Raw genomic sequence first — 20,194 nt, 5'->3', positions numbered from 1 at the left:
CGATCGTAGCGGCGCGGGCTCGCGGCGTAAAGAATATTTACGCCGCGGTGTGGATGTGCTGCAACATCCATCGCGCGCGCCGATAATCGATGGTTTGCCCGAAGAGAACGGGCGCCTGCGCTTGCGACCCCCTCCCTTGACGACCACGACGACTTCCCCCCTTCGCATCGACTTTCCCGAATCGCTGCCGGTCTCGGCCCGGCGCGACGAGATCATGGCCGCCATCCAGGCGCACCAGGTGGTGATCGTCTGCGGCGAGACCGGCTCGGGCAAGACCACGCAGCTGCCGAAGATCGCGCTGGCGCTGGGCCGCGGCAAGCTCAATGCCGAGCCCGGCAAGGGCCGCCTCATCGGCCACACGCAGCCGCGCCGCATCGCCGCGAGCTCGGTGGCCAAGCGCATCGCGGAAGAACTCAAGACACCGCTGGGCGACGTGGTCGGCTTCAAGGTGCGCTTCCAGGACCGCCTGTCGCGCGATGCCTCGGTCAAGCTGATGACCGACGGCATCCTGCTGGCCGAGACGCAGACCGATCCGCTGCTCAAGGCCTACGACACCATCATCATCGACGAGGCCCACGAGCGCTCGCTGAACATCGACTTCCTGCTCGGCTACCTGCGCGAGATCCTGCCGCGCCGGCCCGACCTCAAGGTGATCGTGACCTCGGCGACCATCGACGCCGACCGCTTCGCGCAGCACTTCGCCTCGGCCAAGGGACCGGCGCCGACGGTGTTCGTGTCGGGCCGCACCTTCCCCGTGGAGCAGCGCTACCGGCCGTTCGAGGAATCGCGCGACCACGACCTCAACGACGCCATCGCCGACGGCGTCGACGAGCTCTGGCGCGATCCGCACCATGCGGGCGACATCCTGGTCTTCCTGCCCGGCGAGCGCGAGATCCGCGAGGCGGCCGACCATCTGCGCCGCCACCTCACGCACCAGCCGCTGTACCGCAATGCCGAGGTGCTGCCGCTGTTCGCGCGGCTGTCGCAGGCCGAGCAGGACCGCATCTTCGACGGCCACACCGGCCGGCGCATCGTGCTGGCCACCAACGTGGCCGAGACCTCGCTCACCGTGCCGGGCATCCGCTACGTGATCGACGCGGGCACGGCGCGCGTGAAGCGCTACAGCTTCCGCAGCAAGGTCGAGCAGCTGCTGGTCGAGCCGATCAGCCAGGCCGCCGCCAACCAGCGCGCGGGCCGCTGCGGGCGCGTGGCCAACGGCATCTGCATCCGTCTCTACGACGAGAAGGACTTCGAGGGCCGGCCGCGCTTCACCGATCCCGAGATCCTGCGCTCGTCGCTGGCGGGCGTGATCCTGCGCATGAAGTCGCTGCGGCTGGGCGACGTGTCGCGCTTTCCCTTCCTCGAGGCGCCGTCGCCGCGCGCCATCGCCGACGGCTACCAGCTGCTCAACGAGCTCGGCGCGGTCGACGATGCCAACGAGCTGACCGCCACCGGTGCCGAGCTCGCGAAGCTGCCGCTCGACCCGCGCGTGGGCCGCATGATCCTCGAGGCCCGCTCACGCGGCGCGCTCGAGGAGGTGCTGGTGATCGCCTCGGCGCTCAGCGTCCAGGACGTGCGCGACCGCCCGATGGAAGCGCAGCAGCAGGCCGACCAGGCGCATTCGAAATTCGACGACGAGAAGAGCGAGTTCAGCGGCTACCTGCGGCTGTGGAAGTGGATCGCCGACGCGCGCGGTGGCCATGGCGACAGCCACAAGCTCAGCAACCGCCAGTACGAGCAGCTGCTGCGCCAGAACTTCGTCAACGTGCGCCGCGTGCGCGAATGGCGCGACATCCATTCGCAGCTGCTCACGGTGGTCACCGAGCACAAGTGGCGCATCAATGCCGAGCCCGCGGGCTACGAGCCGCTGCACCTGTCGATGCTGGCCGGCCTGCTCGGCAACGTCGGCTGGAAGCTCGAGGACGACGAGGCCTACCTCGGCGCGCGCGGCATCAAGTTCTACAAGCATCCCGGTGCGCACCTGAAGAAGAAGCCGGGTCGCTGGATCGTAGCGGCCGAACTGGTCGAGACCACGCGGCTGTTCGGCCGCGGCATCGCCAACATCGAGCCGCAGTGGCTCGAGGAAGTGGGCGGGCATCTGCTGAAGAAGCAGCTGCTCGATCCGCACTGGGAGAAGAAGAGCGCGCAGGTCGCCGCGCTCGAGCGCGCCACGCTCTACGGCCTGGTGGTCTACAGCGGCCGGCGCGTCGACTTCACGCGCGTCGACCCGGTCGCCGCGCGCGAGATCTTCATCCGCGAGGCGCTGGTCGGCGGGCAGTGGGACAGCCGCTTTCCGTTCCTCGCGGCCAACCGCAAGCTGGTGCGCGAGGTCGAGGGCCTCGAGCACAAGTCGCGCCGGCAGGACGTGCTGGTCGACGACGAGCTGATCTTCGCCTTCTACGACGCGCAGCTGCCGGCCGACGTGGCCAGCGGCACGACCTTCGAGAACTGGTACCGGCAGGCCTCGAAGGAGCAGCCGCGGCTGCTGTTCCTCTCGCGCGACGAGCTGATGCGCCACCAGGCGGCCGGCATCACCACCCAGTCGTTCCCGCCGACCTTGCGGCTCGGCGGCGTGGATTGCGCCGCGACCTATCTGCACGAGCCCGGTGACGCCAAGGACGGCCTCACCGTCAGCGTGCCGCTGTTCGTGCTCAACCAGGTCAGCGAGGAACGCTGCGAATGGCTGGTGACGGGCATGCTCAAGGACAAGATCCAGGCGCTGCTCAAGAGCCTGCCGCAGCGGCCGCGCTCGCGGCTGGTGCCGCTGCCCGAGTCGGCGGCGAAGCTGGCCGAGGCGCTGTCGGAGCCCGAGCTGTTCGGCACGGGCTCGCTGACCGACGTGCTGCTCAAGCGCGTGCGCGACATGACCAGCATCGACGTGAAGCGCGCCGACTTCAAGCTCGACATGCTCGCGCCGCACCTGTTCATGAACCTGCGCGTGGTCGACGAGCACGGCCGCCAGCTCGGCATGGGGCGCAACCTCGGCGCGCTCAAGGCCGAGCTCGGCGCGAAGGCACGCGGTGCGTTCCAGGCGCTGGCCGGGCTCAACGTGAAGGCCTCGGCCGAACCCGCCAAGACCGCGACACCCGCCGACGCGCGCCGCGCCCAGGAGGCCGCGCCGGCCGCACCCGCCACGCCGGCGCTGCCGGCCGGCCAGCGCTACACCGCCTGGAGCTTCGGCGAACTGCCCGAGCTGATGGAGGTGCGCCGCGGTGCCCAGTCGCTGGTGGGCTTCCCGGCACTGCGCGACGAGGGCGACGCGGTCACGATCGAGGTTTTCGACGAGCCCGCGGTCGCGGCCGCGAAGCACCGCGCCGGCCTGCGCCGGCTGTTCGCGCTGCAGCTGAAGGACGCGCTCAAGTACCTCGAGAAGAACATCCCCGACCTGCAGAAGATGGCCGTGGCCTACATGCCGCTGGGCACCGCCGACGAGCTGCGCGCGCAGATCGTGGAGGTCGCGATCGACCGCGCCTTCCTGCAGGAGCCGCTGCCGGCCGACGAGTTCGCCTTCAAGCGGCGGCTCGACGAGGGGCGCGGCCGGCTGACCCTGATCGCCAACGAGGTGGCGCGGCTGGCCGCGACGATCCTCGCCGAATACGCCGCGGCCGCGCGCAAGATCAAGGACACGAAGATCCAGCCCGAGTCGGTGCAGGACGCCGCGCAGCAGCTGCAGAAGCTGGTCGGCAAGCGCTTCATCGCCGATGCGCCGTGGACGCAGCTGCAGCATTTCGCGCGCTACCTCAAGGCCATCGTGCTGCGGCTCGACAAGCTGCGCGGCGACCCGGCGCGCGACACCGCCAAGCTGGCCGAGCTGCGGCCGCAGGAGCAGCGCTACTGGCGGCTGGTGGCCGAGCGCAAGGGCGTGGTGGATGACCGCATGCTCGAGTTCCGCTGGCTGCTCGAGGAGCTGCGCGTGAGCTTCTTCGCGCAGGAGCTGCGCACGCCGCAGCCGGTGAGCGTGAAGCGGCTCGACAAGGCCTGGGCGCAGTTGCAGGCCTGACGGCCCGTTCGACATTCCAAAGAAAAAGCCCGCTGTCGCGGGCTTCGTCCGAAGAGGCCTTCGCCTCGTCATGAAGGGCGAGGCAGCGTGCCGCCTCGCCCGCGCGTCATATCCTGCCCATCAGCACCAGGATGATCACGATCACGAGCACGAGGCCAAGACCGCCGCTGGGACCATAGCCCCAGGTACGGCTGTGTCCCCAGCTCGGCAGCGCGCCGATCAGCAGAAGGATCAGGACGATCAGCAGAATGAACGAGAGCGACATGTTTTCTCCAGGGACGTTGTTATCGAGCCTCGATGCTCGTGACCCCGGGGTGCGCGCAGCGCAAGAGAGCCGCGCCTTCGCCGGTCAGGACTGTCCTACCGTGGGCGTCGGCGCCCGCGCCGGGTAGGCTGTGCCGGTGCGGCGGCCGCGGCGATGGCGAGCACCAGCACGACCACCAGGAAGGCCGTGCCGATGGCACCGAAGACGATGGACATGCCCCAGAGCGAGAAGAAGCTGTCGATGCGCGCGTTGCGCGGATAGCCGGGCGCATGCAGCACCCGCACCGCCTCGCCGACTTCGTAGGAGGGCGGGTTGCTGCTGGTCGAGGACTCGAAATCGATCGTCTCGCCCGCGGCCGTGCGGAAGCGCACGCGCGGCTTCCAGGTGCCGTCGCCGTCGTCGTCCGACTCCACGTGCAGCAGGTCGATCACCTCGCCCTGCGCGTGCACCGCGGACCGGATGAAGTAGACGGTGTGGGCCGCCACGAGCAGCGCCACCACGAACAGGGCCGCGCCGACGCCGCCGAAGACCTTCTGCAGGGTACGAAGCTGGGGATTCGCCATGGCCCGTGCCTCCTTCAGCCGCCGCGGTGCGATGCGCCCGCGGCGAAGTCGCCGAGCAGGCCGCCGAGGCTCGCGAGCAGCAGGCAGAAGGCGAGGAAGCCCACGGTGCGCAGCAGGCCGAGCAGCGCCTGCCGCCAGGGCCGCGTGCGCAGGAAGAACACCGGCACGCCCAGCAGCGGGAACACGCCCGCGAACAGCGCGATGCGCCCGCGCGGCACCTGGCCGCGCGCGAGCAGGTCGGCGCGGCACCAGGCGTAGCACAGCGCGGTGATCAGCGGCATGTGCAGCATGTCGACGGCCGAGTACTGCCGGCCCGGCAGCATCGGCACGAAGGCGTCGGCCACGCCGGCGGCGAAGAAGGACAGCGCCAGCGCGCCGAGGATGAGCCGTGGCGCCTTCATCGCGTGCGGTCCCGTGGCCCGGCGCCGGTCGATGGGCTCAGAGCTTGGCGAGCCGGTCGAGCGCGGCGACCAGCGTCTCGTCCTTCTTGGCGAAGCAGAAGCGCACCACGCGCTGGTCGAAGCCGTCGCCGTAGAAGGCCGACAGCGGGATCGCCGCCACGCCGATCTCGCGCGTGAGCCAGAGGCAGAAGTCGGCTTCGGAGAGATCGCTAACCGCCGAGATGTCGACGCACTGGAAGTAGCTGCCTTCGCTGCGCAGCAGCTTGAAGCGGGTCTTGGCGAGGCCGGCGGCGAACAGGTCGCGCTTGCGCTGGTAGAAGGCCGGCAGCTCGAGGTAGGGCGCGGGGTTGGCCATGTAGCGCGCCAGCGCATGTTGCATCGGCGTGTTGACGGTGAACACGTTGAACTGGTGCACCTTGCGGAACTCGGCCATCAGCGGCGCGGGCGCGGCCACGAAGCCGACCTTCCAGCCGGTGACATGGTAGGTCTTGCCGAAGCTGCTGACGATGAAGCTGCGCGCCGCCAGGCCCGGGAAGCGGGCCACGCTCTCGTGGCGCGCGCCGTCGTAGACCATGTGCTCGTAGACCTCGTCGGCGATCACGAACACCTCGGTGGGCGCGAGCAGCTCCTCGAGCCGGCGCATCTCGGCCTCGGTCCACACGGTGGCGCTCGGGTTGTGCGGCGTGTTGACGATGATCGCGCGCGTGCGCGGGCTCAGCGCGGCCGCGATGCGGTCGAAATCGGGGCGGAAGGTGCCCGGCACCAGCGGCACGCGCACCACGCTGCCGCCCGCGAGCTCGATGTTGGGCACGTAGCTGTCGTAGCAGGGCTCGAGCACGATCACCTCGTCGCCCGCGCGCACCACAGCGAGGATGGCCGTGATGATCGCCTGCGTGGCGCCCGCGGTCACCGTGATCTCGGTCGCGGCGCTGTAGACGTGGCCGTAGAGCGCCTCGATCTTGGCGGCGATGGCCTCGCGCAGCGCGGGGATGCCCGGCATCGGCGGGTACTGGTTGTGGCCCGCGGCCATGGCGGCCGTCACGTCCTCGAGCAGCTGCGGATCGCAGTGGAAATCGGGGAAGCCCTGGCCCAGGTTGACCGCGTTCTTCTCGGCCGCGAGCGCGGACATCACGGTGAAGATGGTGGTGCCGACGGCGGGCAGCTTGGTCGCGATCTCGGGCGTGCGGGGGGAAAGGGCGGTGCTCATGGTGGGATGCGTGGGAGGAAAGTCGGGACGAGCGCGTGGACCTCGGCGGGCGCTCAGAGTTCGTAGTCCTGCTGGTGGCCGCTCAGGGCCTTGGCGATCAGGTTGCGGTCGAGCCGGTCGGACAGCAGCTCGGCGAACTTGAACACGAAGTTGCGCAGGTAGGCGCTGCGCTTGAAGGCCACGCGCGCGATGTTCTGGCCGAACACCTGGCCCATCGGGCGCACCACGAGGTCGGCATTCGATTCGTCGCGCACCGCCATCTCGGCCACGATGCCCACGCCGAGCCCGAGGCGCACGTAGGTCTTGATCACGTCGGAGTCGATGGCTTCGAGCGCGATGCGCGGCGCGAGCTTCTTCTGCGCGAAGGCATGGTCGATGCGCGTGCGGCCGGTGAACGAGGGGTGGTAGGTGATGATCGGCTCGGACGCCAGGTCCTCGAGCGAGATGCGCTCCTTGGTCGCCAGCGGATGTTCCTTGGGCAGCACCAGCACGTGCTGCCACTCGTAGCAGGGCAGGGTCACGAGCTCGGTGTAGTCGGCGAGCGATTCGGTCGCGATGCCGATCTCGGCCACCTCGTCGATCACCATGCGTGCCACCTGGTCGGGCGAGCCCTGGTGCAGGCTCACGTTGACCTTGGGGTAGGCCTCGCGCAACTTGGCCACCGGCACCGGCAGCACGTAGCGCGCCTGCGTGTGGGTGGTGGCGATCGACAGCGTGCCGCTGTCCTGTGCGCTGAACTGCTCGCCGATGCGCTTGAGGTTGCCGACCTCGCGCATGATCAGTTCGATGCTCGCGATCACGTGCTGGCCCGGCTCGGTCACGCGCTTGAGGCGCTTGCCGTGGCGCGCGAAGATTTCCACGCCGAGTTCTTCCTCGAGCTCGATGATCGCCTTCGACACCCCGGGCTGGGAGGTGTGCAGCGCCTTGGCGGCCTCGGTCAGGTTCAGGTTGCGCCGCACGGCTTCCTGAACAAACTTGAACTGGTGCAGATTCATATCAAATTCCGTCTTATTGCGGAATTTATTATGCCTTCGGAATCTATGGAAATTGCCTAATGTTCAGATTTCCACCGCAATTCGGGCCAGCAGGTCGATCACCTGCGGCGATTCCCCCACGGTGGGCGCGAGCGTGAAGGCCAGCGCCGGCCATTCGGCGCGCAGCGCGTCGAGCTGGCGCGGGATGTCCTCGCGTGCGTGCTTGCCCATGCCGAGGAACAGCGGCACCACGCGGATCGCGCTGGCGCCTTCATCGACCAGCGCGGCGGCCGCGGTGCGCAGGTCGGGCTCGGCCAGTTCGAGGTAGGCGCAGCGCACCCGGACCTCGGGGGACAGCGCGCGCGTTCGCGCCGCCACGGCCTCGATCGGCTCGCGCCAGCGCGGGTCGCGCGAGCCGTGCGCCAGCAGCACGATGCCCTGCACCGTCGGCGTGGCCATCAGCGTCTGAGCACCAGCCAGCTGAAGGCCGCCAGCGACATCACCGAATAGATGAGCCCGGGCGCCGCCGCCGTGATCCAGGGCGACCAGTTGCTGAGATTGCCGAGGTAGCCGAACACGTTGTTCAGCAGGAAGAAGCTGATGCCGATCATCACGCCGCCGAACACGTAGGTGGTGATACCGGCCTGGCGGAAGTGCAGGTAGGCGAAGGGCAGGGCGAGCACCACCATCACCAGGCAGGACAGCGGATAGAACACCTTGCGCCAGAACTCGATCTCGTAGCGCTGCGCGGTCTGGCCGTTGGCGTCGAGGTGGCGGATGTAGTCGAACAGGTCGATGGTGCTCATGCGGTCGGGCCGCAGCAACGCCACCGAGACCATCTCGGCCGTCAGCGAGGTCGGCCAGTTGAGCTCGGCCATCCGGGTGGTGGCGACATGCGCCTTGCCTTCGGCGGCGCGGGTGTCGTAGTCCTGCTGCTCGATCTCCGACAGCACCCAGTAGCCGCGCTCGATGCGCGCCGTGGCGGCGGTCATCTGCTTGCGCAGGTAGCCTTTGTCGTCGAACTCGAAGATGCGCGCGGTCTTGAGCCCGCCGTTGCGCGAGATCGACAGCACGTTGACGGCGTAGGACGCCTTGTCCTGCCGTTCCTTGAGCCAGGCGCCGGTGTTGCCCACGAAGGTGAAGGTGCCCTGGTAGCGCGATTTCACGAGCTGGGCGGCGCGCTCGGCGGCCGGCGCGAGGTAGTCGCCCACCGCGAAGGTCAGCACCACGAAGCCCAGGCCCAGCACCAGCAGCGTGCGCAGCGCGCGCCAGGGACCGAGGCCGCTGGTGCGCAGGATGGTGTATTCGGAGCTTTGCGCGAGCCGCGCCATCACGAAGATGCAGCCGATCAGCACGGTGATCGGCAGCAGCTCGTAGAGATGGCTCGGCAACAGCAAGGTCACGTAGAGCAGGGCCTGCGCCGGCCCGTAGGCCAGGCTCTCGGGGCGGCCCACGGCCTGCAGCTCGTCGACGAAGTCGAAGAAGAAGAACAGGCTCAGGAAGCCGAGGGTCACGAAGGCCACGGCCTTCAGCGCCTCGATGTAGATCAGGCGGCGGATGGTTCTCATGGCGTGGGCTCCAGCCGGGCGGTGGAGGGCGGCGGGGTGGGACCGGAGGCCCGGCCGCCGCGGCTCTTGCGGCGCGCCCAGTTGTTGTTGCGCAGCGTGAGCCACGAGATGGCGAACAGCGCCACGCCGCCGTGCAGCAGCAGCATGAAGCCGCCCATGCCGTAGCGGCCAGAGCTGATCCAGCTCTGGCCCAGGTTCAGCAGGTTGTAATAGATGACGAAGGCGAACAGCGCGAACAGCAGGTTGCCGCTGCGGCCCACGCGCGGATTGACGCTGGAGACGGCCAGGGCCAGCAGCACGAAGTTGATGGCCGCCAGCAGCATGCCCACGCGCCAGGCGAGTTCGCCGCGCGCCGCGGTTGCGTTGAAGTCGCCGAGCAGCGACAGCGTGGTGCGCGCGCGTGGCGGCGTGGCGTCGCTGGTGCCGGCGGCGCTGCCGCCGGCGCGCGTGCCGTAGGTCTCGAACTCGCTGATCTTCAAGGCGCCGTTGGGCAGCAGCGGGCGCTCCAGGCGCTGGCCGTTGCTCAGCATCAGGTAGCGCGAGTTGCCGAGCGTCTCGATGCGGCCGCTGCGCGCCGAGGTCGTGATCTGCAGGTTGCGCTCGACCGACCAGATGAAGACGTTGGTGGCGGTGGCGCTGTCGGCGGAGTCCTTGTCGATGAAGAACACCCGCAGCCGGCCGGCCGATTCACGGAATTCGCCGGGCGACACGCGTTCGAGGTCGCCGCGCTGCTCGTACTGCTGGCGCATGCCCATGGTCTGCGAGTTGGCCCAGGGCCAGCCGATCAGCGCCATGGCGGCGATCAGCAGCAGCACCGGCCAGGCGAAGCGGAACAGCGGCTCGACGAAGTCGGACAGCCCGCGGCCGCTGGAGAACCAGATCACCATCTCGCTGTCGCGGTACATGCGCGACAGGGTGCCGACGATGGCGATGAACAGGCTCAGGCTCAGGATGGTCGGCATGTAGCCGAGCACCGTGTAGGCCATGACGAGGAACACTTCGGACGGGTTCACGCTGCCCTTGGAGGCCAGTCCGAGCGTACGGATGAGCATCATGGTCATCACGATGGTGACCAGGACCACGAGGGTCGCTCCGAAGCTGCGCGACAGCTCCTTGCGTAGGGAAGAATGGAATAACATCGTTCGAGGAAAAAAAGGATTATGGACTTTCAACTCAAGACCCTCACAGTCGCCCGCGCAGCGGCCGAAAAATCCGACGTCCTGATCGTGCTCGTGGGCAGTGCGCCGCTCGCGTCCAAGGACCCCCTCTCCGTCCAGATCGCCGCCGCCCGCAAGGCCGGCGACCTGCCCGACAAGGCCGGCAAGCTGCTGTCCCTGTACCGGCCCGAGGACGTGGCCGCCGCCCGCGTGGTGCTGGCGGCCATCGGCGACGGCAAGCCGGCTTCGGTGCGCAGCGGCGTGATCGCCGCGGTCAACGCCGCCAAGGCCCAGTCGCCCAAGCGCGTGGTGCTGGCCTTCGCCCAGGACGCCGAACCGGCGGCCGTGGCGAGCGCCGTCATCGCGGCCGCCGACGCCAGCTATGTCTACACCGCCACCAAGTCCAAGGCCGAGCCGCGCAGCATCCGCCAGGTGACCGTGGGCGTGGCCGATGCGGCCACGGTCGGCGCGGCCTTCGAGCAGGCGCGTGCCACCGTCGAGGGGATCGAGTTCGCCAAGGAGTGGGGCAACCGCCCCGCCAACCATGCCACGCCGACGATGCTGGCCGAGGCCGCCAAGGGCCTGGGCAAGCTGCCCGGCATCAAGTGCGAGGTGCTCGGCCCCAAGGAGGTCGACAAGCTCGGCATGGGCGCGTTCGCGGCCGTGGCCCAGGGCTCGGCCGAGCCGCTGCGCTTCATCGTGCTGCGCTACCAGGGCGGGTCCAAGGACCAGGCGCCCGTGGTGCTGGTCGGCAAGGGCATCACCTTCGACACCGGCGGCGTCTCGCTCAAGCCGGCGGCCGAAATGGACGAGATGAAGTTCGACATGTGCGGCGCCGCGAGCGTGCTCGGCACCTTCCGCGCGCTGGCCGGCATCAAGCCCGCGATCAACGTGATCGGCCTGATCCCCTCGTGCGAGAACATGAACGACGGCCGCGCCATCAAGCCCGGCGACGTGGTCACCAGCATGAGCGGCCAGACCATCGAGATCCTCAACACCGACGCCGAAGGCCGGCTGATCCTCTGCGACGCGCTGACCTACGCCAAGCGCTTCGACCCCGCCGCCGTGATCGACATCGCGACGCTCACGGGCGCCTGCGTGGTGGCTCTGGGCGGCGTGCGCAGCGGCCTGTTCTCGAGCGACGACGCGCTGGCCGCGGCGCTCGAGGCGGCCGGCGAAAGCTCGCAGGACCGCTGCTGGCGCCTGCCGCTCGACGACGAATACGCCGAGGGCCTGAAGACCAACTTCGCCGACGTGGCCAACGTGGCGGGCCGCGCGGGCGGCGCCATCACGGCGGCCAAGTTCCTGCAGCGCTTCACGGCCGACTTCGCCTGGGCGCACCTGGACATCGCCGGCACCGCATGGAAGAGCGGCGCGGCCAAGGGCTCGACCGGCCGACCGGTCGGCCTGCTGGTCTCGTACCTCACGCGCCGCGCGCAGGATGGCGCGACCGGCGCCGGCGAGGGCAAGGCGAAAGCCAAGGCCGAGCGGAAGACGGAGGGCAAGTCCGAGAGCAAGGCGGCGGCCCGCAAGGCGCGTTCGGTGCAGTGACGGACATCGGCTTTCACTACAACGCGCCGGACAAGCTCAGCTACGCCTGCCGGCTCGTGCGCAAGGCCGTCGCCACGCGCGGCATGCGGGTGGTGGTGGTCGGCGAGGCGCAATGGCTCGACGCGATCGACGCCGGCCTCTGGCAACTGGCACCGACCGAGTTCGTCGCCCATTGCCGCGGCGATGCGCCGGCCCACGTGCTGTCGCGCTCGCCGGTGATCCTGGCCGACGAGGGCGCCGAGTCGGCCGCGCTGCCGCACCGCGAACTGCTGGTCAATCTCGGTGCGCAGGTGCCCGCGGGCTTCGAGCGCTACGAGCGCCTGATCGACATCGTGAGCAACGAGCCCGACGACCGCCAGATCGGCCGCGCGCGCTGGCGCCACTATGCCGACCGCGGCTACACGATCCAGCCGCACGACTTCGCGAGGAGCGCATCCTGATGGCCACCCCGACCCGCACGCCGCCGCGTTTCGTTCCCACGCTCACGACCGTGCTCGACCTGCCCGCCGAGCCGGTCGCGGCGCATTCGCCGTTGGCGGACAACGCCGGGCCGGATGCCGCCGCGCCGGCCATGCCCGACCCGTCCCAGGCCGTCGCATTGCCGCCCGCGGTGCAGCGTTCCGAGGCCGACATCGTGCGGCTCGAGGAGCAGTTGCTGCACCGTGTTCTGCAGCGCGTGGACTTCTCGCTCGAGGAGCGTTTGAGCGACACCGTGGCCGCCGCCGTGCAGCAGCAACTCGATGCGATGGTGCCGCGTTTGCGCGGCGAAATCGAAGCCGTTTTGCGTGCGTTGGTGATCGAGGCGATGGCCGCCGAACTCTCGGAAAACCCAGGGTCTACGCCAACTTTCGAGGGGTGAAGCTTCAGCTAAACTGCGCGCCAGGTCGGGTGGGCCAAAGCTGGAGGGTTAGGGTGGCCCGGGTCTGCGGCGCGGAACTTGCGAGGTCAGGAGCGCCCGGATCACACGACCGGTTTCTCAATCTCATCATCCATGTTCTGGAGGTTCTCATGCAATTGAAATGGACTGCGGTCGCTCTGGCTGCACTCACGCTGGTGGCTTGCGGCAAGAAAGAAGAAGCTGCGGCACCCGCTGCTGCCCCGGCGCCCACCGCGGCCGCCCCGGCACCCGCTGCACCTCCCGCCGATGCACTGGTCGTGAAGATCGGCCACGTGGCTCCGACCAGCGGTCCGATTGCCCACCTCGGCAAGGACAACGAGTTCGGCGCCAAGATGGCGATCGAGGAACTGAATGCCAAGGGCCTCAAGATCGGCGACAAGGTCGCCAAGTTCGAGCTGGTCGCCGAAGACGACGCAGGCGATCCGAAGCAAGGCACGGCCGTGGCCCAGAAGCTGGTCGACAGCAAGGTCAACGGCGTGGTCGGTCACCTGAACTCGGGCACCACCATCCCCGCCTCGAAGCTCTACAGCGACGCCGGCATCCCCCAGATCTCGCCTTCGGCAACGAACCCCAAGTACACCCGCCAGGGCTTCAAGACCACCTTCCGCGTGGTGGCTGACGACACGCAACTCGGCGGCACGCTGGGCAAGTACGCGGTCGAAACGCTCAAGGGCAAGAACATCGCCGTGATCGACGACCGCACCGCCTACGGCCAGGGCGTCGCCGAAGAATTCGAGAAGTCGGCCAAGGCCGCCGGCGCCACCATCGTGGGCCACGAATTCACCACCGACAAGTCGACCGACTTCAACGCCATCCTGACCAAGCTCAAGGCCGCCAAGCCCGACGTGCTGTTCTTCGGCGGCATGGACGCCGTTGGCGGCCCGATGCTCAAGCAGGTCAAGCAGCTCGGCCTGAACGTCAAGTTCATGGGCGGCGACGGCCTGTGCACCGGCGAACTGCCGAAGCTCGCTGGCGATGCCATCGGCGAAGACATGGTGGTGTGCGCCGAAGCCGGCGGCGTGGACGGCGACTTCAAGCAGCCGCTGGAAGACTTCAAGGCCAAGTTCAAGACCAAGAACGGCGTCGACGTCCAGATCTACGCACCGTACGTCTACGACGCGGTCAACGTGCTGGCCGAAGCGATGGTCAAGGCCGGCTCGGCCGATCCCGAGAAGTACCTGCCCGAAGTGGGCAAGATCCAGTACAAGGGCGTGACCGGCCCGATCGCCTTCGACGAAAAGGGCGACATCAAGGGCGGCGCCCTGACGCTCTACACCTACAAGGGTGGCCAGCGTACGCAGATCGCCGTGGTGCGCTGATCGGCTTCGATCCGCGTTCCAACGAGAAAGGGCCTTCGGGCCCTTTTTTCATGGGCGCTCGAAACGGCGGGGGAGAAGGAAGAGGAGGGCGCCTGCTGCTCAGAGCGGCGCGAGTCCCGAGGGGCGGTCGGTGTTGCAGTACTCGATGAAGGCGTCGAGGTCGCGCGACTTGTCGAACACCGCGTCCGCGCCGAGCGTCTCGCAGCGCGCGCGGATGTCGGCCGTCACGTAGTTGCTGAGCACCACCGCGCGCTGGCCGGGAAGGCGTTCCTTGCAGCCCGCGAGCACGCCCAGGCCCGAGCCTTCCTTGAGGAACAGGTCGACGATCAGCAACTGCCACTCGGCCGGATGGGCGCGCAGCCACGCGAGCGCTTCGGATTCGGTTTCGGCAAAGCCAACGACTTGGGCATTCACCAGGTCCTCGAGTGCCGGAACCAGGTTGTCCCTGATGGTCTTGTTGTCCTCGACGAGGAACGTGATGAGGGCCATGCCACGGATAGGGTGTGAGAACCAATAGCGTAGCGTGCCGCGCGCGCTTGCTGCGTAGGAGAAAGGAGACGGAGAAACGCGGCGTGTCCCTATTTCATACGATGTCCGCCGCGCCCCGCCGCCGGCGCGCGGGTCGCGTCAGTCGTTCGCGTGCTTGCCCGTGCCGGGCTCGGCCGCGGTGGCCTGCCGGGCCTCGAGCTTCTTCACGCGGGCCGCGCTCTCGTCGCGCTGGGCCGTGGCCTCGATGCGCTTCTCGATCTCCTCGCTGAGCGCCGCGTTGACCTCGGCGAGCTGCTCGGCCGATTGCGCGAGCTTTTCCTCGAGCTGGCTCGTGTGCGCGATGGCCAGCGCCACCTCGCCCACCTGCACCTCCTCGGGCAGCTCCTGCTCGAGCACCGTGTTGACCACCGCGAGGTTGTCGGAGGCCTTCTGCACGTCGGCGGCGACCCGCTCGGTTTTTTCGAGCGTGCGGTCGAGCGACGTGCTGCCGTGCGGCTTGGTGCTGGGATGTCCTGCCATGCGGCGCCTCCTGGGGAACTGAAAACCTGGGGATCGTACCGCCAGACGGGTCGGGGAGGGCGGTGTGAGGTCTGCGCGGGTCGGTGGAGTGAGTCCGGCGCATCGGTGAGAGCAAGGGGCGCGCCACGCAACAGGCGCCCACAAAAAAGCCCAAGTGCCAATGGCAACTCGGGCTTCCTGCATGTTCGCGAACGGTTGCGAACAAAGACTCTCTGGCGGAGCAGGCGGGATTCGAACCCGCGGAGGGCTATTAACCCTCACACGCTTTCCAGGCGTGCGACTTAAACCGCTCATCCACCGCTCCGAAGCCCACGATTGTAGCAGTCGCCGAGGCCGTTTCCGGAAGCCTCAGGCCGTGGGACCCGAGGATTTGCCGGCCTGCACCATGCGCATGGCCGAGGCGATCAGCGCGGCGGTCTCGGTCATGTTGCTCGGCACGATCAGCGTGGTCTTGGAATCGGCCGCGACCTTGCCGTAGGCATCGACCGCGCGTTCGGCCACCTTGAGCTGCACCGCCTGTTCGCCGCCCGGCTGCTGGATCGCGGCCGCCACGCGCTCGATGGCGTCGGCCGTCGCGGTGGCCACCGCGGTGATCGCGGCCGCCTCGCCCTGGGCGTTGTTGATCTGGGCCTGCTTCTCGCCCTCGGAGCGCGCGATGAAGGCCTCGCGTTCGCCGGTGGCGATGTTGATCTGCTCCTGGCGCCGGCCCTCGGAGGCCGCGATCAGCGCGCGCTTCTCGCGTTCGGCCGTGATCTGGCGCTGCATCGCCTGCAGGATTTCCTTCGGCGGCGTCAGGTCCTTGATCTCGTAGCGCAGCACCTTCACGCCCCAGTTGAGCGCCGCCTCGTCGATGGCCGCGACCACCTGGGCATTGATGACGTCACGCTCCTCGAAGGTCTTGTCGAGTTCCAGCTTGCCGATCACGCTGCGCAGCGAGGTCTGGGCGAGCTGGGTCACGGCCACGATGTAGTTCGAGGAACCGTAGCTGGCGCGCATCGGGTCGGTGACCTGGAAGTAGAGGATGCCGTCGACCTGCAGCTGCGTGTTGTCGCGCGTGATGCAGATCTGGCTCGGCACGTCGAGCGGGATTTCCTTCAGGCTGTGCTTGTAGGCCACCCGGTCGATGAACGGGATCAGGAAGTTGGGGCCGGGCGTCATGGTGCCGTGGTACTTGCCCAGGCGCTCGCGCACCCAGGCGTTCTGCTGCGGCACGAACTTCACCGACTGGCTGATGAAGATGATCGCGATGACCAGGATGATGATGGGGACCGAATATTCCATGGCTCTGTACCTTTCCTCTTTCGTTCTCGGGTTCTAGCTAGACCTTGTCGACCACCAGCCGGCTGCCGACGACCTCGACCACGCGGTGTTCGCCGGTGGAGGGCGCATGGCCCGCGCGCTGCACGACGGTCCACTGGGCGCCGCGGTAGCGCACGGTGGCGGTTCCGTCGGGGTTCCATGCCTCGACCTGCACGCTCTCGCCGATGTCGAGATTGAGGTCGCGGTTGGCTTCGGTGGGTGGGGGCGGCGGGCGCTTGCGCTGGATCGAGTACCAGGTCAGCACCGCCACCACGCCGACGACGGCGGCCACGAGCAGTTGCGTGACGGTGCCGAAGCCCAGGTGGGCGGAGATCGCCGCGGCGGCGAAACCGCCGGCCAGCAGCAGCAGGTAGACCGTGCCGGACAGGAGCTCGACCACGATTGCCGTGCCAGCGATCAACCACCAGATCGTGGAATTCGCCATGACATCTCCTCTGTAGTTGTTTCAGGCGACGCCATTCTGAGGCATGCGCTCCGGGCGGCCCGGACTCGCCTGCACTTTGTGGGGGCTCCCGGCGCTGCGGCGAAAAGCGTGTCGCACCGTCATTCGGCGGACATTCGACGCGGCGGCGAATTCTTCATCTGAATTCCGTACACTTCGCGCCTCATTGCCTGTCCCGGAGCTCCGCCCCATGAAATTCCGCTTTCCCATCGTCATCATCGACGAGGACTTCCGCTCCGAGAACACCTCGGGCCTCGGTATCCGCGCGCTCGCGCAGGCCATCGAGACGGAGGGCTTCGAGGTGCTGGGCGTCACGAGCTACGGCGACCTGAGCCAGTTCGCTCAGCAGCAAAGCCGTGCCAGCGCCTTCATCCTGTCGATCGACGACGAGGAATTCACGGTCGGTCCCGACCTGGATCCGGCGGTGCTGAACCTGCGCAATTTCATCGGCGAAGTGCGGCGCAAGAACGCCGACGTGCCGATCTACATCTACGGCGAGACCAAGACCTCGCGCCACATCCCGAACGACATCCTGCGCGAGCTGCACGGCTTCATCCACATGTTCGAGGACACCCCCGAATTCGTGGCGCGCCACATCATCCGCGAGGCCAAGAGCTACCTCGAGGGCGTGCAGCCGCCGTTCTTCAAGGCGCTGATCGACTACGCGGAAGACGGTTCGTACTCGTGGCACTGCCCGGGCCACTCGGGCGGCGTCGCCTTCCTCAAGAGCCCGGTGGGCCAGATGTTCCACCAGTTCTTCGGCGAGAACATGCTGCGCGCCGACGTCTGCAACGCGGTGGAGGAACTGGGCCAACTGCTCGACCACACCGGCCCGGTGGCGGCCAGCGAGCGCAACGCCGCGCGCATCTTCAATGCCGACCACTGCTTCTTCGTGACCAACGGCACCAGCACCAGCAACAAGATGGTGTGGCACCACACGGTGGCGCCCGACGACGTGGTGGTGGTGGACCGCAACTGCCACAAGTCGATCCTGCACGCGATCATCATGACGGGCGCGATCCCGGTGTTCATGAAGCCCACGCGCAACCACTTCGGCATCATCGGCCCGATCCCCAAGAGCGAGTTCGAGCCCGAGGCCATCAAGGCCAAGATCAAGGCCAACCCGCTGCTGGCCGACGTCGATGCCAACAAGGTCAAGCCGCGCGTGATGACGCTCACGCAGTCGACCTACGACGGCGTGATCTACAACACCGAGACCATCAAGAACACGCTCGACGGCTACGTCGACACGCTGCACTTCGACGAGGCCTGGCTGCCGCACGCCGCCTTCCACCCGTTCTACGGCTCCTACCACGCGATGGGCAAGCGCCGCGTGCGGCCGAAGGAATCGCTGGTGTTCGCGACCCAGTCCACGCACAAGCTGCTGGCCGGCATCAGCCAGGCCAGCCACGTGCTGGTGCAGGACTCGCAGAATCGCCAGCTCGACCGCGACCTGTTCAACGAGGCCTACCTGATGCACTCGTCGACCAGCCCGCAGTACGCGATCATCGCGAGCTGCGACGTGGCCGCCGCGATGATGGAGCCGCCCGGCGGCACCGCGCTGGTGGAGGAGAGCATCCTCGAGGCGCTCGACTTCCGCCGCGCCATGCGCAAGGTCGAGGAGGAGTTCGGCAAGGATGAGTGGTGGTTCAAGGTCTGGGGCCCCGAGAAACTCGTGGACGAGGGCATCGGCGTCCCGGACGACTGGATCATGCACGGCGAGAAGAACGGCAAGAGCCGCTCGAAGAAGTCGCCGCGCAACTGGCACGGCTTCGGCGAGCTGGTCGACGGCTTCAACATGCTCGACCCGATCAAGTCGACCATCGTGACGCCGGGCCTGGACCTCGAGGGCAACTTCGCCGAGACCGGCATTCCCGCCAGCGTGGTGACCAAGTTCCTGGCCGAGCACGGCGTGATCGTCGAGAAGACCGGCCTCTACAGCTTCTTCATCATGTTCACCATCGGCATCACCAAGGGCCGCTGGAACACGCTGCTGACGGCGCTGCAGCAGTTCAAGGACGACTACGCGCGCAACCAGCCGATGTGGCGGATCATGCCGGAGTTCTGCCAGCAGCACACGGGCTACGAGCGCCTCGGCCTGCGCGACCTGTGCCAGCACATCCACCAGCTCTACGCGCGCTACGACGTGGCCCGCCTGACGACCGAGATGTACCTGAGCGACCTCACGCCGGCGATGAAGCCCAGCGACGCCTTCGCGCACATCGCGCACCGCAAGACCGAGCGCGTGGAGATCGACGAGCTCGAGGGCCGCATCACCACCAGCCTGATCACGCCGTACCCGCCGGGCATTCCGCTCTTGATCCCGGGCGAGGTCTTCAACAAGAAGATCGTCGACTACCTGAAGTTCTCGCGCGAGTTCAACACGCAGTGCCCGGGCTTCGAGACCGACATCCACGGCCTGGTGGCGCGCGTCGACGAGACGGGCAAGAAGCGCTACTACGCGGACTGCGTGCGGAAGATCGCCTGAGCGCCGGAGCGCGAAGCGGGCAGGGTGAGCAAGGTGCGGGGGGCGGCTCAGCCGTCCTCGCGCACGCGCATGAAGCGTGCGAAGCGCGGCAGCCCGCCGGCCGTGAGCCCGTTGTAGCGGTAGGTGATCCAGGTGCCGATCGCGGGCGGCTGCTCGCGCTCGGTATCGCTCAGGCCGGTGCCCAGCTTGAAGCGCTGGCCGCCGGGCATCTCGACCAGCAGCGCGCCGAGCCGGTGAGCGTGTTTGCCCTTGCCCGGCACGTGGCCGACCACGCGGGCTTCGGCATCTTCGTGCGTCTTGACCTTGAGCAGGTCGTTGTTGCGCTCGGCACGGTAGAGCGAGGCGCCGCGGTGCAGCATCAGGCCTTCGCCGCCCATCTTCACGGTCTTGTCGAGCAGCGCCTGCAGCGCCTCGGCCGTGGTCGCGCGCTCCTGCGGCACCGCCACCACCCAGGGCGCATCGGTGATCGGCAGCAACTTGCGCAGCACGCCGAGGCGGGCCGTGAAGTCGCCGCCCTGGGCCGGCAGGTCGAACACCATGAATTTCATCTCGTGCCAGGCGACGTCGTTGGGCGCCTGGCTGCGCACCGTCGACACCGCATGCGAGAAGCGTCCGCGGCCGGCCCAGAGCTCGCCGTCGAGCGGCTGCCTGGGCAGCGCGGCGGTGAACCAGGCCGGTGCCAGGATGCGCTCGCCGCCGCGCGTGAAGAGCTGCCGGCCGTCCCAGTACGCGCGCACGCCGTCGTACTTCTCGCTGACCCAGTAGTCGGCCAGCGACATGCCCGGCTTGTAGACCTCGGCCAGCATCAGCGCGGGCGCGCCGGCGTGCGCCGGCAAGGTCAGCGCAAAGCCCAGGGTGGCGAGCAGCAGGGAGCGTCGATGGAGCACGGGTGCTATGAAATGAGTAGCTGGAAACGACCGATGGATGCCCATTTGTGGCCGAAGTTCCTTCGCGAGACAAGCGCTGCGCGACCGGCGTGCATCGCCGTCCGACGGGCGCGAGAGCGTGCCCGGGAGCCGTGGTGCCGCTTACT

The 20,194-nt window shown here is 68.2% G+C and carries 19 protein-coding genes and 1 tRNA gene; 6 read left to right on the top strand and 14 right to left on the bottom strand.

What is annotated here, in order from left to right; all coding sequences use genetic code 11:
- The first annotated feature begins 214 nt into the window (after positions 1 to 214).
- A complete protein-coding gene (hrpA, locus tag AC07PU_RS26620; RefSeq protein ID WP_495321659.1) occupies positions 215 to 4,000 on the top strand; it encodes an ATP-dependent RNA helicase HrpA in 3,786 nt (1,261 codons plus the stop codon).
- Positions 4,001 to 4,106: 106 nt separating this feature from the next.
- Here the strand turns inward: hrpA and AC07PU_RS26615 are convergent, their stop codons facing one another.
- The 8 genes from AC07PU_RS26615 to lptF form a co-directional block, all read right to left on the bottom strand.
- Positions 4,107 to 4,265, bottom strand: coding sequence for a DUF3309 family protein (locus tag AC07PU_RS26615; RefSeq protein WP_082321553.1), 159 nt, complete (start codon positions 4,263 to 4,265; stop codon positions 4,107 to 4,109).
- 95 nt (positions 4,266 to 4,360) lie between these two features.
- Positions 4,361 to 4,828, bottom strand: coding sequence for a DUF3592 domain-containing protein (locus tag AC07PU_RS26610; protein WP_495321526.1), 468 nt, complete (start codon positions 4,826 to 4,828; stop codon positions 4,361 to 4,363).
- A 14-nt stretch (positions 4,829 to 4,842) separates the two neighbouring features.
- Positions 4,843 to 5,229: a rard protein gene (locus tag AC07PU_RS26605; RefSeq protein WP_093341718.1), complete on the bottom strand. Its 387-nt coding sequence runs from the start codon at positions 5,227 to 5,229 to the stop codon at positions 4,843 to 4,845.
- A gap of 37 nt (positions 5,230 to 5,266) precedes the next feature.
- On the bottom strand, positions 5,267 to 6,436 hold the full coding sequence (locus AC07PU_RS26600; protein WP_495321525.1) for a pyridoxal phosphate-dependent aminotransferase: 1,170 nt from the start codon (positions 6,434 to 6,436) through the stop codon (positions 5,267 to 5,269).
- 53 nt (positions 6,437 to 6,489) lie between these two features.
- Positions 6,490 to 7,431 carry a CysB family HTH-type transcriptional regulator gene (locus AC07PU_RS26595; RefSeq protein WP_093341723.1) on the bottom strand — a complete coding sequence of 314 codons (942 nt, stop codon included), beginning with the start codon at positions 7,429 to 7,431 and terminating at the stop codon, positions 6,490 to 6,492.
- A gap of 63 nt (positions 7,432 to 7,494) precedes the next feature.
- Positions 7,495 to 7,869 (bottom strand): sirohydrochlorin chelatase, encoded by a 375-nt coding sequence (locus AC07PU_RS26590; protein ID WP_495321524.1) that lies wholly within the window; start codon positions 7,867 to 7,869, stop codon positions 7,495 to 7,497.
- Positions 7,869 to 8,978, bottom strand: a complete 1,110-nt coding sequence (gene lptG, locus AC07PU_RS26585) for an LPS export ABC transporter permease LptG (RefSeq protein ID WP_093341727.1) — start codon at positions 8,976 to 8,978, stop codon at positions 7,869 to 7,871. Before lptG ends, AC07PU_RS26590 begins: the two co-directional genes overlap by 1 nt.
- Positions 8,975 to 10,117, bottom strand: a complete 1,143-nt coding sequence (lptF, locus tag AC07PU_RS26580; protein ID WP_093341729.1) for an LPS export ABC transporter permease LptF — start codon at positions 10,115 to 10,117, stop codon at positions 8,975 to 8,977. Before lptF ends, lptG begins: the two co-directional genes overlap by 4 nt.
- A gap of 21 nt (positions 10,118 to 10,138) precedes the next feature.
- Between lptF and AC07PU_RS26575 the strand changes: the two genes are divergently transcribed.
- From AC07PU_RS26575 to AC07PU_RS26560, 4 genes are all read left to right on the top strand, one after another.
- The gene (locus AC07PU_RS26575) at positions 10,139 to 11,686 is read left to right on the top strand and encodes a leucyl aminopeptidase (RefSeq protein ID WP_208508719.1); all 1,548 of its coding nucleotides are present in this window, start codon (positions 10,139 to 10,141) and stop codon (positions 11,684 to 11,686) included.
- On the top strand, positions 11,683 to 12,126 hold the full coding sequence (locus AC07PU_RS26570) for a DNA polymerase III subunit chi (protein ID WP_093341733.1): 444 nt from the start codon (positions 11,683 to 11,685) through the stop codon (positions 12,124 to 12,126). The genes AC07PU_RS26575 and AC07PU_RS26570 overlap by 4 nt, the downstream gene beginning before the upstream one ends.
- Entirely contained in the window at positions 12,126 to 12,545 is a 420-nt protein-coding gene (locus tag AC07PU_RS26565) for a hypothetical protein (RefSeq protein ID WP_495321523.1), read from the top strand. Before AC07PU_RS26570 ends, AC07PU_RS26565 begins: the two co-directional genes overlap by 1 nt.
- Before the next feature lie 149 nt (positions 12,546 to 12,694).
- Positions 12,695 to 13,903 (top strand): branched-chain amino acid ABC transporter substrate-binding protein, encoded by a 1,209-nt coding sequence (locus tag AC07PU_RS26560; protein ID WP_093341737.1) that lies wholly within the window; start codon positions 12,695 to 12,697, stop codon positions 13,901 to 13,903.
- 99 nt (positions 13,904 to 14,002) lie between these two features.
- On the opposite strand, the gene AC07PU_RS26555 is transcribed toward AC07PU_RS26560, so the two are convergent.
- The 5 genes from AC07PU_RS26555 to AC07PU_RS26535 form a co-directional block, all read right to left on the bottom strand.
- Positions 14,003 to 14,392, bottom strand: a complete 390-nt coding sequence (locus tag AC07PU_RS26555; protein ID WP_093341739.1) for a response regulator — start codon at positions 14,390 to 14,392, stop codon at positions 14,003 to 14,005.
- A 138-nt stretch (positions 14,393 to 14,530) separates the two neighbouring features.
- Positions 14,531 to 14,911: a hypothetical protein gene (locus AC07PU_RS26550; protein WP_495321522.1), complete on the bottom strand. Its 381-nt coding sequence runs from the start codon at positions 14,909 to 14,911 to the stop codon at positions 14,531 to 14,533.
- Between the two features lie 213 nt (positions 14,912 to 15,124).
- Positions 15,125 to 15,215: transfer RNA gene (locus AC07PU_RS26545), tRNA-Ser, on the bottom strand.
- Positions 15,216 to 15,259: 44 nt separating this feature from the next.
- Positions 15,260 to 16,192: an SPFH domain-containing protein gene (locus AC07PU_RS26540; RefSeq protein ID WP_093341743.1), complete on the bottom strand. Its 933-nt coding sequence runs from the start codon at positions 16,190 to 16,192 to the stop codon at positions 15,260 to 15,262.
- Between the two features lie 37 nt (positions 16,193 to 16,229).
- Entirely contained in the window at positions 16,230 to 16,655 is a 426-nt protein-coding gene (locus AC07PU_RS26535) for an NfeD family protein (RefSeq protein WP_093341745.1), read from the bottom strand.
- Between the two features lie 208 nt (positions 16,656 to 16,863).
- On the opposite strand from AC07PU_RS26535, the gene AC07PU_RS26530 reads away from it, so the two are divergent.
- Positions 16,864 to 19,161 (top strand): Orn/Lys/Arg family decarboxylase, encoded by a 2,298-nt coding sequence (locus AC07PU_RS26530; RefSeq protein ID WP_495321521.1) that lies wholly within the window; start codon positions 16,864 to 16,866, stop codon positions 19,159 to 19,161.
- A 47-nt stretch (positions 19,162 to 19,208) separates the two neighbouring features.
- Here the strand turns inward: AC07PU_RS26530 and AC07PU_RS26525 are convergent, their stop codons facing one another.
- Positions 19,209 to 20,048, bottom strand: coding sequence for a DNA ligase (locus AC07PU_RS26525; RefSeq protein ID WP_495321520.1), 840 nt, complete (start codon positions 20,046 to 20,048; stop codon positions 19,209 to 19,211).
- Positions 20,049 to 20,194: the final 146 nt, after the last annotated feature.

It is taken from the genome of Variovorax sp. GW821-FHT10D07 (assembly GCF_059415325.1).
This window is presented reverse-complemented; position numbering and strand designations above follow the sequence as displayed.